The 14119-nt window shown below is 65.4% G+C and carries 13 protein-coding genes; 5 read left to right on the top strand and 8 right to left on the bottom strand.

What is annotated here, in order from left to right:
* Positions 1 to 9 precede the first annotated feature (9 nt).
* From NDI65_RS09995 to tenA, 3 genes are read right to left on the bottom strand one after another with little or no spacing between them, the layout of a single operon-like run.
* The gene (locus tag NDI65_RS09995) at positions 10 to 1539 is read right to left on the bottom strand and encodes a sodium:proline symporter (protein ID WP_089779999.1); all 1530 of its coding nucleotides are present in this window, start codon (positions 1537 to 1539) and stop codon (positions 10 to 12) included.
* Entirely contained in the window at positions 1533 to 2303 is a 771-nt protein-coding gene (locus NDI65_RS09990) for a TenA family protein (protein ID WP_089780001.1), read from the bottom strand. Before NDI65_RS09990 ends, NDI65_RS09995 begins: the two co-directional genes overlap by 7 nt.
* On the bottom strand, positions 2300 to 2965 hold the full coding sequence (gene tenA / locus NDI65_RS09985) for a thiaminase II (RefSeq protein WP_089780003.1): 666 nt from the start codon (positions 2963 to 2965) through the stop codon (positions 2300 to 2302). The genes NDI65_RS09990 and tenA overlap by 4 nt, the downstream gene beginning before the upstream one ends.
* 212 nt (positions 2966 to 3177) lie before the next feature.
* On the opposite strand from tenA, the gene NDI65_RS09980 reads away from it, so the two are divergent.
* The 3 genes from NDI65_RS09980 (at position 3178) to NDI65_RS09970 (ending at position 7018) form a co-directional block, all read left to right on the top strand.
* Positions 3178 to 3744, top strand: a complete 567-nt coding sequence (locus tag NDI65_RS09980) for a TATA-box-binding protein (RefSeq protein WP_089780005.1) — start codon at positions 3178 to 3180, stop codon at positions 3742 to 3744.
* A gap of 760 nt (positions 3745 to 4504) precedes the next feature.
* A complete protein-coding gene (locus tag NDI65_RS09975) occupies positions 4505 to 5737 on the top strand; it encodes an orc1/cdc6 family replication initiation protein (RefSeq protein WP_089780007.1) in 1233 nt (410 codons plus the stop codon).
* Positions 5738 to 5860: 123 nt separating this feature from the next.
* Complete coding sequence (locus NDI65_RS09970) at positions 5861 to 7018, top strand: M20 family metallopeptidase (protein WP_089780009.1); 1158 nt, start codon at positions 5861 to 5863, stop codon at positions 7016 to 7018.
* 53 nt (positions 7019 to 7071) lie between these two features.
* Here the strand turns inward: NDI65_RS09970 and NDI65_RS09965 are convergent, their stop codons facing one another.
* Together NDI65_RS09965 and glyA are read right to left on the bottom strand one after the other, a co-directional pair.
* Positions 7072 to 7491 (bottom strand): heme-binding protein, encoded by a 420-nt coding sequence (locus NDI65_RS09965; RefSeq protein WP_089780011.1) that lies wholly within the window; start codon positions 7489 to 7491, stop codon positions 7072 to 7074.
* A 221-nt stretch (positions 7492 to 7712) separates the two neighbouring features.
* Positions 7713 to 8960, bottom strand: a complete 1248-nt coding sequence (glyA, locus tag NDI65_RS09960; protein WP_310893623.1) for a serine hydroxymethyltransferase — start codon at positions 8958 to 8960, stop codon at positions 7713 to 7715.
* Positions 8961 to 9334: 374 nt separating this feature from the next.
* Here glyA and ilvA point away from each other — a divergent pair, with 374 nt between their 5' ends.
* Positions 9335 to 10576, top strand: a complete 1242-nt coding sequence (gene ilvA / locus NDI65_RS09955) for a threonine ammonia-lyase (protein WP_089780014.1) — start codon at positions 9335 to 9337, stop codon at positions 10574 to 10576.
* Between the two features lie 119 nt (positions 10577 to 10695).
* Here ilvA and NDI65_RS09950 read toward each other — a convergent pair whose 3' ends face one another.
* Positions 10696 to 11571, bottom strand: coding sequence for a hypothetical protein (locus tag NDI65_RS09950; protein WP_089780016.1), 876 nt, complete (start codon positions 11569 to 11571; stop codon positions 10696 to 10698).
* 242 nt (positions 11572 to 11813) lie between these two features.
* Between NDI65_RS09950 and NDI65_RS09945 the strand changes: the two genes are divergently transcribed.
* On the top strand, positions 11814 to 12464 hold the full coding sequence (locus NDI65_RS09945) for a helix-turn-helix domain-containing protein (protein WP_042665745.1): 651 nt from the start codon (positions 11814 to 11816) through the stop codon (positions 12462 to 12464).
* A 24-nt stretch (positions 12465 to 12488) separates the two neighbouring features.
* Here the strand turns inward: NDI65_RS09945 and NDI65_RS09940 are convergent, their stop codons facing one another.
* Both NDI65_RS09940 and NDI65_RS09935 read right to left on the bottom strand, forming a co-directional pair.
* Complete coding sequence (locus NDI65_RS09940) at positions 12489 to 12863, bottom strand: hypothetical protein (RefSeq protein WP_089780018.1); 375 nt, start codon at positions 12861 to 12863, stop codon at positions 12489 to 12491.
* Entirely contained in the window at positions 12856 to 13998 is a 1143-nt protein-coding gene (locus NDI65_RS09935; protein ID WP_089780021.1) for an SRPBCC family protein, read from the bottom strand. Before NDI65_RS09935 ends, NDI65_RS09940 begins: the two co-directional genes overlap by 8 nt.
* Positions 13999 to 14119: the final 121 nt, after the last annotated feature.

Here is a 14119-nt window from a genome sequence, read left to right as displayed (position 1 = left end):
AGGCCCGCGTCAGTCGGACGACCGCGCGTCGGTTCGGCCGTCGTCGAACCGCCGAATCTCCCGCGAGAGCCGGCCGAGGTCGAACCCGGCGTCCGTGAGTCGGGCGGCGACGAGCGCCGCCGCCGTCGACACCACGAACGCGCCGCCGAAGGAGGTGAGATACAGCGGGTCGGCGGCGGGCAGCAGGCCGCCGACGACCGGAATCGACGTGATGACGCCGCGGAGGTCGGGGAAGAACGCGAGGCCCACAGCGAGCCCGGTGAGACTGCTCGCGAGCGCGCCGGGACCGGTGATTCGCGTCGAGTACAAGCCGTAGACGAGCGGGAAGGCGACGGCCGCGCCGAGCAGGTCGGCGAAGAAGAACAGCCGGAGGACGCTCTGTGCGCGGAGGCTGACGTAAATCGCGGCGACCGCGACGGCGATTGTGAGCGCCCGCGACCCGAGGGCGAGGCGGCGGTCGCTCGGCGCCGCGAGCAGGCGGGCGAGGTCCGCGGTCACGAGGCTCGAAAGCGCGTTGAACAGCGTGTCGATGGAGCTCATCACGAGCAGGAGCGCGAGGAGGACCGCCGCGAGGACGAGCCACTCGGGGAACGCCTCGCCGAGGAGGACGAAGAAGGCGGCGTCGGCGTTGTAGCCCGCGCTCGCGGGGTCGGTGACCACGGCGGCGTTGCCGACCGCGACGACGCCGAAGAAGGCGGTGACGAACACGATGGCACCGTTGGCGAGCGCCGCGGTCCGAAAGCTCCGCCCGACCGTCTCCGACGAGTCGGCCGCGTAGATGCGTTGCCACCACGTCTGGTTGATGAGTTCCGCGCCGAGGATGGCGAACGCGAGCGCGAGTCCGAACTGGAGGCCGGCGACCGCGCCGAGGTCGAGGAGCGCGGGGTTCGTCTCCGTGATGCCGTCGATGGCGGCGGCGGGGCCGCCGAGCGCGACGAGCGCGCCGGCGAACGCAAGCAGGAGAAGCGGGATGACGATGACCGCTTGAACCGCATCGGTCGCGATGCTGGCCCGGAGGCCGCCGTAACTCGTGTAGAGGAGGACGAAGCCGCCGACGAGGAGCGCGGTCTGCCACTGCGGGACGCCGGCGACGAGCGAGAGCGCGCCCGCGATGCCGGTCAGTTCGGCGGCGAGGAAGATGAACATGTAGAGCGCGCTCACGAGGAGGACGAAGGCGTACATCGCGGTCCCGTAGCGCGCGTGGGCGTACTCGGTCAGCGAGTGGCCCTCGGGGATGAGCTTCCGGATTCGCGGGCCGAGGCGGGCATAGACGAGCATCGGGACGGCCTCGCCGACCGCGTAGCCGACGACGGCCGCGATACCGAAACTTGCGCCCGCTTCGGGAGCCGAAAAGAGCACCCAGACGCCCATGACGGACGCGACGAGCGTCGCCGTCGTTCGCCGACTCCCCGCGGAGTCGCGCGCGGTGATGAGGTCCTCGACGGAGCCGACGCGACCCCGGGAGAACCACACGCCGACGCCCGTGAAGGCGACGAGCGTTGCGACGGTCAGTCCGAGCGCGACGGTCGAGCTCACCATCGGCCGTCACCCGGCTGGGAAGAACCGCCGGTCGAATCGGTGGACGGAGCCAGTTCGTACGCCTCGTCGAAGAAGGCGACTTCGAGTTCGACCGTGCGACGGAACAGCTGTTCGAGCCGCCGTTGCCGACGCGGCGAGGCCGCTGCGCCCTCGCGGTCGAGTTCGGTTCGGAGCCACCCGACGAACGCCGCGAAGTCGTCGACCGCGTGGAGATCGATCCACTCGGAGAGGTAGAACCGCGAGGGAGAGTTGGCAGAGTCCGCCGCGGCGGTCGCCCACGACAGGTAGACCCACTCGGCGGGGACGAGCACCGCCAGCGTCTCGGCGTACCCGCCCTGCCCCCCGGCGCGTTCGAGGAGGTCGATAAAGGCGCGCGTCGTCGGCGTGGTTTTCGGGTCCGCGTAGACCGACTCGGGAACGTCGAGCGCGTCGAACGCCCGCAGGAAGTAGTCGTCCTCGTCGTCGGTCAGAACGCCGAGAAACGAGACGAGTTCGGACTTCGACTCCATGGTCGGCGCGGTGCCGACGGCGTGGCCGAAGACGCCGACGAGCGTCTCCACGAAGGCGTAGTCCTGCACGAGATACTGCCTGAACACGTCGTCTGCGAGTTCGTCGGCGGCGAGTTCGCGCGTCAGTCGGTGAGCGGTCGCGTCGTCCCACGACTCGCCCGCGCGCTCGCGGAGCCAGTCGGTAAAGCGCGGGTCCGACCGCGACGCGGCGAACTCGTCGTACGTCTCGGGGGCCGACGGCTCCGTGTTGCTCATAGCGGCCACTCCTCTTGCCGCCACGCGGCGTCCCAAAACAGGTACTCGTACTGCGCCGACGTGCGGAACAGGTCGCGGAAGCGCTCGCGGTCCGATTCGGTGGCGCTCGCGGCCACGTCGTCCATGAGCGACTTACACCAGTCGGTGAGTTCGGTGAACTCGTCGCCGGCGTACATCTCGACCCACGCGGCGTACTGGTCGTGGTCCGGAACGCCCGCGTCGGCGAGTCGGCGTCCAGTCTCGTTGAACCCCCACATACAGGGGAGCAGGGCGGCGACGATGTCGCCGAACGAGCCGAGCGTCGCGGTGCGAACGAGGAAGTCCGTGTAGGCGCGGGTCGTCGGCGACGGCGTCGTCGCTTCGAGGTCGGCGGTGTCGATGCCGAACTCGGCGGCGTAGCTCCGGTGGAGGTCCATCTCCTCGTTGACGGTCGATTCGAGGAGGCTCGCGAACGTCCCCATCGAGTCGAGCGTCGGGGCCTTCGCGGCACCGAGCGCGAAGAGGCGACTGTACTCGACGAGGTAGACGTAGTCCTGCCGCACCCAGTAGCGGAACGGCCCCTCGTCGAGGCTCCCCTCCCCGAGTCGGGCGACCATCGGATGGTCGAGGATGGCCGACCAGAACTCGTCGGCCTCGTCGTGAATCGTATCTGTGAACGCCATAGCGAGTAATCGGAGAAGACGCTGAAAAGAATTATGAAGAGATGATATTCGCCGGTTATCCGTCGCGTAAGAAACCCCGTTTCTCGGTTTTTGTCTCGTGGGTTAGCCATCGACTTCGTCGTGCGTTTCGATTGTTGTCCAGTTGTCCGGTGATTAACGCGGGCGAACGACCCCGGTAGTTTAACACGACCGAGTGTCAACGAGTTCACAAGATGTCGCACGTGAACGCCGTCAGGTCCATCGAGATTCAGAACGTCGTCGCTTCGACGGAGGTCCCGGTCGAACTCGACCTCGAACGACTCTCGCTCGATATGGACGGAACCGACTACGACCCGGAGAACTTCCCCGGTCTCGTGTATCGAACCCGCGACCCGAAGTCGGCGTGTCTCGTCTTTCGGTCGGGGAAGATCGTCTGTACCGGCGCGAACAGCGTCGACGACGTGAACACGGCCATCGAAACGCTGTTCGACGAGTTCACCGACTTCGGAATACCGATTCCCGACGAGCCGGACATCACGGTTCAAAACATCGTGTCGAGCGCCGACCTCGGTGCGGCGCTCAACCTGAACGCGCTGGCTATCGGCCTCGGTCTCGAAGCCGTCGAGTACGAACCCGAGCAGTTCCCCGGACTCGTCTACCGCCTCGACGGACCGAGCGTCGTCGTCCTCATGTTCGGGAGCGGGAAAGTCGTGATTACGGGAGCGAAGCGAGTCTCCGACGCTGAAACGGCTCTCGAAGTGGTCGATGAGGACGTCCGCGAACTCGGACTGCTCGGGTGAGCACTCGGCAGGTACTCGGTGGGCGTCGAGGGACGGGATGTCGTACTGACGTGCTGGCGTCGCTGGGTAGGCGGTGGACTGGAACCCGGTAGACTGGTCTCTGGTTCGTTGTTCGTTGTTGTGTTGTGTTGTGTTGAGTAGTAGAACTAGTAGTGTAGCTAGACTACTAGTGTGGCTACACTACTAGCCTAGCTACTAGTGATAGCTCGGTGTCGAGAATCGTGGCTGTTCTTCGAGAAACGGGTGTTGCTCGTGATTTGTCCGTCTACGTCCGGGAACACACACACACCACCCTCGCGTTTGTAACGGCTACGCCAGTCCCTAGGAGGATTCGACACACCCCCCTCGCGTTTGTAAATCTAGGGGCAAAATAAACCGATAACACCTCGCTCGTCGACCCACCCCCACACCGATTCGCGTTACAAACGCGAGGGTGGTGTGTCTGCACCACCGCTCCCAGCGCTCGGCGTTACAAACGCGACGGTACTCCCCCGCTCGATTACAAACGCGAGGGTGGTCTGTCGGGTCCCGTGTTACAAACGCGAGTGTACCCCCACGAACCGTGTCATCCACGTGACCGTCTCGCGCGTTACAAACGCGAGGGTGGTGTCTGACGGTCTTACTTGCGCGACACTACTCGTTGATCATCGAATCCAAAACCGGGTTCAAAGTACGGTTCAAACGGCCGTATTTGTCGCTGTTACAAACGCGAGACCACCCCTTCACCTTTATTAGGGGTGAGTATGAATACCGAACTCACATGACATCGGACGAGGGCGAGGGTGGGACTCGCGACCCGCTGTTCCGGTACGACCAACCCATCTTCGCGAACGAGGATATCCTCAAAATCTCTCATCTTCCCGGTCCCGACAAGATTGTCGGCCGCGACGAGCACATGTCGAAAGTCGCGCAGGCGCTCAACCCCGCCATCTTCGGACGCGAACCGACCCACCTGTTCATCTTCGGGAAGACGGGGTCGGGCAAGACGCTCACCGCCCGGCTCGTGAGCGAGCGACTCCAACAAGAGGCGGTCCGCGAGGACGTCGACGTCCGTATCGCCGTCATCGACTGCGGCGAACAGCACACCGAGGCGTCGGTCATCAAGACGCTCGCCTCGCAGGTCAACGACCCGGCGAAAAGCGGGATGACGATTCCCGAGCGCGGGCTGTCGACCGGCGACTACTACAATCGACTGTGGCAGGTGCTCGACACCTGCTCCGACGTGACCATCGTCATCCTCGACGAGATAGACATGCTCCGCGACGACGAGGTGCTTCGAAAGCTCTCGCGTGCGGGCGAAAACCAGAAGATAGTGGACTCGCGCATCGGCATCATCGGCATCTCGAACAAGATCGATTACCCCGAGGAACTCACGGAGCGCGTCAAATCGAGTTTCGCCCACGACGAACTCGTCTTTCCGTCCTACGACGCGAACCAGCTTCGCGAAATCCTCGCAAACCGGAAGGACGCCTTCAAACCCGGCGTTCTCACCGACGACGTGATTCCCCTCGCGAGCGCGCTCGCCGCCCAGGAACACGGCGACGCTCGGAAGGCCATCGACATCCTCCGGAACGCCGGCCGCATCGCGCGAAACGAGAGTGCCGAGACCGTCACCGACGACCACGTGCGGGCGGCCAAGGAGAAAAGCGAGGCCGACCGCTTCAGCGAACTCCTCGAAGGGACCGCCACGCAGTCGAAGGCCGTCCTCTACTCGCTGGTCCTCCAGACCGGCGGCCGAAAGACCGCCGAAATCACGACGAACAAGATTTACCGGCAGTACCTCACCGTCGCCGACGACCTCGACATGGACCAGCTCTCCGAGCGTCGCGTGCAGGAACTCCTGCAGGAACTCGACTTCCTCAACGTCATCCAGTCCGAAGTCCGCGGGCGCGGGCGCGGTCAGGGCGTCCACGGGACTCACCGTCTTCTCGAAGACCCGGACATCGTCAAGCGGGTGCTCCTCCGAGACAGCCGTATCTCCACGCTCGAATAGCGACGCGCGACGCACGGCGTTCGAACGGGGCCGGAACCCTCCGACGCTGACAGTCGAATCGGAAAAAAGCTACCGCACGAACCATTATCCCGCGCCCGTCTCTGTCGATAGACGACCGAAACCATGGACGAGGAGTTACTATCGTTGCTCACGAGTCTCGTCGAAATCGAGACCGAGAACCCGCCGGGAGACGAGGCGGCGGCGGCGAACTTCGTGTACGACTGGCTCGAATCCCGAGGCGTCTCGGCGACGCTCGTCGAGGAACCGTATCCCGACCGACCGCAGGTCGCGGCCCGCGTCGGCGAGGGCGAACCCTCGGTCGTCCTCAACGGCCACCTCGACGTGGTTCCGGCCGGCGACCGAGACCAGTGGGACCACCCGCCGTACGAGCCGACCGTCCGAGACGGAAGGCTGTACGGCCGCGGGAGCGCGGACATGAAATGCGGCGTCGCCCTCGCGATGCTCGCGACGGTCGAGTTCGCCGACGCGCTCGACTCCGGAGAGCTCGACGGCTCGCTCGTGTTCCACGCGGCGGTCGGCGAGGAGACGGCCGAACCGGGGACGAAGACGCTCCTCGAACGCGGCTACGACGCCACCTACGGCGTCGTGCTCGAACCCACGTCGTTGCGGACCGCGACGAGCGCGAAGGGGCTCGGCTGGTACGAAATCTCGGTCGGCGGCGACCCGTCGCACGCCAGCCGACCGGACGAGGGAGACAACGCGATACAGAACGCCCGGCCGGTTCTCGACGCGCTCGAAGCGTACGACGAGGAGATTCGAGCGCGCTCCGACTCGCTCGTCGGTCGGCCGACCGCGACGGTCACGCGGTTCGAGGCGGGGACGAAGGAGAACGTCGTCCCGGAGGGCGCGACGATAACGGTCGACAGGCGGTTCGTTCCATCGGAATCCGTCGAGGCGGTCGACGCCGAAATCGACGCGCTGCTGTCCGACGTGGCGGCCGAACACGACCTGCGCGTCGAGTGGACGCGAACGCGGGTCTACGAGTCCGCGGCGGTTCCGACCGACAGCGAGGTCGCGGCGCGCTTTCGGGACGCGGCCGCCGAGCGGGCAGACGTCGACCCCGAGCCGTGGGGTATCCGGGCGGCGACCGACGTTCGGAACCTCGTCAACGACGCCGGGATGGACGCGATTACGTGGGGACCGGGGTCGATGGCGCAGGCCCACGCCTACGACGAGTACATCGAGCTGTCGGAGGTCGAGGTCGGATACGACATCCTCCGCTCGGCGCTCCGGGCACTGTTCGAAGACGGCGGGAACTGAGCACTCGGCCGTCGAACGAACGGCTCGAAAAAAGCGGCTGACGGCCAGTTCGGCTATTCGACGAGCTCTTCGAACCGCTCGACCGCGGCGCTCGCGACCGCCATATCCTCGGACACTTCGCCGCCGCTGACGCCGACGGTCCCGACGAGTTCGCCGTCGACTTCGAGGGGATAACCGCCGCCGAAGACGACGAGTCGGTTCTCGTCGGTCGTCTGGAGTCCCCACAGCGACTCGCCGGGCTGGCTCCCCTCGGCGAGTTCGTGGGTGGGCATCTGCAGCGCGGCCGCCGTGTACGCCTTGTTCCGAGAGATGTTGACGCTCGCCAGCCACGCGTCGTCCATCCGGTGCTGTGCGACGAGGTTACCCTCCGGGTTCGCGACCGTAATCACCATCCGCAGCCCCATCGACTCGGCCTCCGCTTCGGCCGCCTCGATGAGTACCTTCGCGGTTTCGAGATTGATTGCGTCGGACATATCGCTTCGTCGAAACCGGTCTCGACGACCGTACTTATACGTGTGCCGCCGCCCCGACTCGGCGGCCGAAATCGGCGTGTACACGCCGATTTCGGCCGCTTGAGGCTCCCCGAACGACGCTGCCGGCGAAACAATAGTAGTCGAAATACCGACAACTCGTGTCGGCGACGACGGGAGCGACCCGGGGACCGGTCGGTTCGAGGTGAGTCGCTCGGACCGACTCAGTCGTACAGTGGGTACTCCTCGGTCAGTTCGTCGACCTTCTGGTCGACGAACCCCTTGACCGACTCGTCGTGCGGCGCCTCGACGATTTCGTAGATGAGGTCGGCGACGGTCCGGCAGGCCTCCTCGTCGAAACCGCGGGTCGTCAGCGCGGGCGTGCCGGCGCGAATCCCGCTGGGGTTGAACGCCGAGCGACTCTCGCCGGGGACCGTGTTGGCGTTGAGGACGATGCCGACCTCTTCGAGGGCCGCTTCCACGTCCTTGCCGGTCGTGTCCGGGTGCGACGGACGGAGGTCGACAAGGACTAAGTGCGTGTCAGTTCCGCCGGAGACGAGTTCGAGGCCGCGCTCCTGTAGCCGCTCGCCGAGGGCGGCGGCGTTATCGACGACCTGCGAGGCGTACTCCTCGAACTCGGGGGAAAGCGCCTCGCCGAAGCCGACGGCCTTACCGGCGACGTTGTGCAGTATCGGCCCGCCTTGGAGGCCGGGGAACACCGCGGAATCGACGTCGTCGGCGTGTTCTTCGTCGCACATGATGATACCGCCGCGACCCGAGCGAATCGTCTTGTGGGTCGAGCCGGTGACGAAGTCCGCGATGCCGACGGGCGAGGAGTGTTCGCCCGCGGCGACGAGGCCCGTGATGTGGGCGATGTCGGCGAGGTGGTAGGCGTCGACCGCCTCGGCCGCGGCCTGCACGCGCTCCCACTCGACCTCCCGGGGGTACGCGGAGTAGCCCGAGATGACGATGTCCGGGTCGAACTCCTCGGCCTTTTCGGCCAACTGGTCGTAGTCGACGTAGCCGGTCTCGGCGTCGACCTCGTACTGTTCGACCTCGTACGTCTTCCCCGCGACGTTCACCGGGTGTCCGTGGCTCAGGTGACCGCCGTGGGTCAAATCGAGCGAGAGAATCTTGTCGCCGGGGTCGAGCACCGCGAGGAACACTCCCATGTTCGCCTGCGACCCGGAGTGCGGTTGGACGTTCACGTGGTCGGCTCCCCAGAGTTCCTTCGCGCGGTCGATGGCGAGCTGTTCGACCTCGTCGGCGTACGCACAGCCGCCGTAGTACCGACTTCCCGGGTAGCCCTCGGCGTAGTTGTTCGTCAGCTCCGAGCTTTGGGCCTCCATGACCGCCTCGCTGACGTGGTTCTCGCTCGCTATCATCGCGAGGGTGTCGTTCTGTCGCCCGCGTTCGCCTTCCAGCGCGTCGGCGACGGCCGGGTCGGTCTCTCGAACGGTGTCGTAAGGCATCGTGGGTGCATCTCGACTCTGCGGTATAACGCTTCGCTGCGGCCGGACCTGAGGCGACGACGACCGACGAAAACCACAAATTGACAGAAAACGTATGGTATGTGGTCGCGTCGGTCGCCCCGACGAGGTGGCCCTTGGTGGTCACGAAGAATCTCCGAACATGAGGTCTCTAATTCCCGGAATCGACGTTTTCAGTGTTTCGTACGCCTCACCGCAGTTCGTCGACCGGCGATAGCTCTATATTGGAACTTCGTCACGTTCGTCACACATACCGTGCTAAGAACTATCACAGCTCACCGGAAGTCCCGGGGCCGAGGCGACGGGCGTGCGTCGCCTCACCGCGCAGGACGGCGGATCGCCGGAGTGGGTCGCCGATGAACGAGACGCGGCCGTCCCCGATACAGTACAGCGACATCGAACGCGCGCGTGAGCGTCTCGAAAACGACCGCGTCGTCAAGCGGACGCCGATAGAGCGGAGCACCTCCCTCGGCGACCTCGTCGGCGCGGACGTCTACCTGAAGATGGAACACCTCCAGTGGACGGGGTCGTTCAAGACGCGGGGCGCGTACAACAAGATTCGACAGGACACCGACCGGGGAATCGACGAGTTCGTGGCCGCGAGCGCCGGCAACCACGCGCAGGGCGTCGCGCTCGCCGCGACCGAGTGCGGCGCCGACTCCACGGTCGCGATGCCGGAGAACGCCCCGCAGACGAAAATCGACGCGACGCGCGACTACGGCGCGGACGTCGAACTCGTCGGCGAGGACTTCCAGGAGACGATGGCGTACGCGCAGTCGCTCGCCGAGGGCTCGGACGCCGAGTTCGTCCACGCGTACGACGACCGCGACATCGTCGCCGGGCAGGGGACGCTCGGCGCGGAGATGTATCGCGACCTTCCCGAGATGGACACCGTGGTCGTCCCCATCGGCGGCGGCGGACTCATCTCGGGCATCGCCACCGCCATCAAACACCACGACCCCGAGATTCGCGTCGTCGGCGTGCAGGCCGCGGGCGCGGAGACGGTCCACGAGAGCCTCGACAAGGGCGTTCCCGTGACGCTCGACGACACGAACACCATCGCCGACGGCATCGCCACCGGCGGCATCTCCGAGTTGACGCTCCGAACCATCGAGGAACACGTCGACGAGGTGGTCACGGTCTCCGACGGGGAAATCGCAGAGGCGATTCTCCTCCTGCTCGAACGCGCCAAGCAGGTCGTCGAGGGAGCCGGTGCCGCCTCGGTCGCCGCCGTGCTGAGCGACGACCTCGACGTCGAGGGCGAGACCGTCATGCCGCTTCTCTGCGGGGGGAACCTCGACATGACGATGCTCCAGACGGTGCTCGTCCACGCGCTCACCGGCCGCCGACAGACCCTCCGACTGCGAGTTCGGATACGCGATCGACCGGGCGAGATGGCGCGGCTCTCCCGACTCATCGCCGACCGCGACGCGAACATCCACGACGTTCGGCACGTCCGCGCCGTCGACGCCCTCGACGTCGGCGAGGCCCATCTCCTGTTCCGCATCGAGACCAAAGGAGCAGAGCACGCGGCCGCCGTCGTGGACACCATCGAAGACGCGGGCTACGCGGTCGACGACGTCTCGGAGGAGAGATAGCTCCGACCTCCCGGCGTCTCGACCGTTCTCGTCGCCGAACCACGTGCTATCTCACTTCTAACAGGAGCCGCGGGCCGCGGCCGTCGAAGCCGTCGCCGCGGCCGAGTCGCGCAGCGCCGCTAGTTCTCGCCGGCCGACTGTCTGATACGCGCGACGACGTCGTTCCGACTCACGTCGGGGTCGTCGTCGGTCGTGAGACGCCCCATCACGAACTCCAGCAGGTCGAGCGTCTGGAGTAGTTCGAGCGCTTCGGTTCGGTCGAGGTCGATGGATTTCCCGAACTCGCGAATCGTCTTCGCGTCGTTGGCGGCGTCGGCGAGTTGGTCTATCGTCACGGACTCGGGCAGGCCGATTCCGTCGGCGAGCGCCTCGGGCGACCCGCCGGAATCGTCCGCGGCCGTCGGTCCCGGTGTTTCCACCGGCGACTCGTCGGCGAGCGACGTCTCGTAGGAGTCCGGTTCGTGGACGCCCTGTGCGATCATGTACCGTCGGACCGTCTCGTCCGACACGTCCATCTCGAACGCCGCCGCCATCCGGTCGAACGTCTCGTACCTCGCGTACACCGCTTCGAGATACGCCGTGTCCTCGAACGCCGGCACGTCCGGACTCCGCACGCTACCGAGCGATTCGGGAACGTCGGGCCCCGCGGAACCCTCCGCGGAGGGCGCGTCGGTTGTGACCGTCACGACGGCCGTCGGCTCGGCGTCGAGCGAGACTTCGGCCGCGTCGACGTCGACGTGTTCGTGGTCGCTCGGAACGACGTCGTCGATTTCGAGCGTGAGCCCGATGGTCCCGTCGGACTCGATTGCAGTCTCCCGGGTCCGGGTCCGCACGGGCGACTCGGCTTCGTCGCTCGGCGAGAGCGCGAACTCGATGTCCGCCGACGCTCCCGACTCCGTGACCGCCACGGACGAGTCCCGGACGCTCGCGGCTCCCGCCCGCTCGCACTCTTCGAGGAATTCACCCAGTCGCCGAAGCGATGTGCCCACGCTCATTGTGCGGTTCCCCAGACGCGCCGAGGCCCCCTGAAAAGCGGTGTGGAATACTGAGTCGGTTTATATAACCCCACAGAATATACGGCGAAAACTATAAACGAGAATCTGCTGTTCAAAATACTATACCGTGCCCATGAGACACGTTTCTATCGCGAACGTCGAAACGACTTCGCGTACTTCAACCGATTCGACACTCTGGTTTGGTCGGTGTCGAATCCACTGGGCCACGAGGTGAAGCCACAATGAGCTTGATAACTGTCGCCGACATCGCGCACGACGACCTCGCGCTGACGCCGACGATTCAGTCGGAAGCCGCGAGCGAGATAGACGTTGTCTCTCAGTCCGGGACTGATCCCGAGACGGGCCAGTTCTTCTTCGCCGTGAAGAACGCGGACGTCGCCGCGTTCGAAGAGGCGTTGGAAGCCGACCACACCGTCCGCGACTGGTGGCTCGTCTCCGAGCGTGAGGACTCCGTCGTCTATCGCATCGGCCACACGAACGACGCGATACTGCTGTCGCCGATAGTCACGGAACTCGGCGGACTCATGCTCGACGCGTGCAGCAACGAGACGTCCGGGTGGCGGGTCCGTCTCCAGTTGTCGGACCGCGAGGCGCTCGCGGAGCTCTGGGAGTACTGCGAGGCCAACGACATCTCCTTCGACCTGAATCGGATGTTCCAGCAGGACGGCTGGATGAACGGCGAGCCGAGTAAGCTGACCGACGCGCAGCGCGACGCGCTCGTGGCCGCCTACGAGCACGGCTACTTCGAGGAGCCGCGAGAGGCGGCGTTAGACGACCTTTCGGACGTACTCGACATCTCGCCGACTGCTGTTAGTGGGCGTATCAGGAGAGGGACCGCGGAGCTGGTCGAGTCGATTCTCGTAGACGAGTGACCGCCTCAGAAGGGGCTGCGGGAGTCAGACCGCGAGAACGTGGTCGTCCCGCGGTTCGTAGATTTCTCCGCTCATTCGCAGGTCGTAGACGGCGTCGAGCGCGTCGCCGATGGCGACGCCGCTGTCCGTGAGCGCCGCGGCGAGTCGCCCGAGTTCGACGCCGTCCGGGTGACGTTCGCCGAGTTCGACGAGGGCTGTTTTCACGTCTTCGGCGTCGACTTCGGCGTCGAACGCGACGCGTTCCCACTCGACGTCGTGGCCGGTGACGTCCGCGTGTCGCCGGTACAGTTCGACGGCGTCGTTGGGCTCCGAAACCGCGACGTGGAGGTCGCACGACGGGCAGGTGACGACCCCGGCGCGGGGCTTTTCGGCCGGTTCGACGTCCCCGTCGTCAGGCATTGTAAGCGTCCTGCGCGAGCCGGTGGAGTTTGTGGACCGTGTGTTCGTTCGGCCCGAGCTGCGCCTGCCCGAGCGCGCCGGACGTGAGCCCCTCGTACTGCCGCTCGACGAGCTCGAAGTCCTCCTCTTGGAGCTGGCGGCTCGTCTGGACGAACTCCTCTTCTTCGTCCGAGAGGTCGGCGTCGCGGAAGTAGTAGTCCGCGATGAGCTGGAAGCGCCCCTCGTCGATTGGGTCGATGATGTACGTGCCGTAGCCGTCGGCGGTGCCGTACATGTTGACCGTGAAGTTCGGCCAGAAGTAGTAGAACTTGGCCTCGTGTTCGGGGTGGATGCGCATCTCGTCGTCGACGTCCTCTCTGTGCTTGTAGTGGAGCACCCAGTGGTAGTCGTTGACTTCGAGCTCGGATTCCATGAGTTCGAGCCCCTGCACCCAGTCTTGGTGGTTCGCCTGACAGTGGTCGCACTCCGAGTAGTTCCCGCTGAACGTCTTCCAGTTGCACTCGACCTCGGAGACGTAGCGCCGGGCGTGTTCGTACTCGCCGAGCGGCAGGTCTTCGAGTTCCGTCTTCATCGACCCTGCCTGTTCGGCAAGCGAGAGGCTCGGTTCATCCTCGAAGTTGACGAACACGAGCGGCCCGATGGCGTCCGTGTTGACCTCCATGAGGCCGTTTTCTTCGGGGTCGAGCTCGCCGACGGCGTCGTCGTCGAGGTCGGGGTTCAGACTCGCCTCCTCGAAGCTCTTCGGGGTGCTCTGGAGTGACCCGTCGAGTTCGTACGCCCAGAGGTGGTACGGGCAGGTGATTCGACTCAGGCTTCCGGGGTCGGTCATCGGCGTCTCGTCGAGCATCTTCGACCCGCGGTGGGCACAGACGTTGTAGAACGCCCGAACGTCGCCGTCGCCGTCGCGGGTGACGATAATCTGCTTGTCGCCGATGGTCCGCGTGAAGTAGTCGCCCGCGTCCGGGATGTGGGTCTCGTGACCCGCGTAGACCCAGTACTGACCGAACACTTTCTCCTTTTCCATCTCGTGGACTTCGGGGTCCGTGAAGTACTTCGCCGGTAACGCGTTCGTTTCCGCGGTGATGTCGGCACTTACTGCACCGATTTCGTCACGACCGTTGTTCCACCGTGTCATGGGAGGAAGAAACACACATCCGATGAAAAGGATTCGTCGGGAATAGTTGAGCCGTATAAGTGGCGGTGGATATCCGCGAGCGGTCGGCGTTCGGCCGCCAGCGCCGATATCGACGACTCAG

The sequence above is a fragment of the Haloferax sp. S2CR25 genome, from assembly GCF_031624535.1.
In the GTDB taxonomy this organism is placed as follows: domain Archaea; phylum Halobacteriota; class Halobacteria; order Halobacteriales; family Haloferacaceae; genus Haloferax; species Haloferax massiliensis.
The sequence above is the reverse complement of the archived record's forward strand: the minus strand, read 5'-3'. Positions and strand labels throughout refer to the sequence as shown.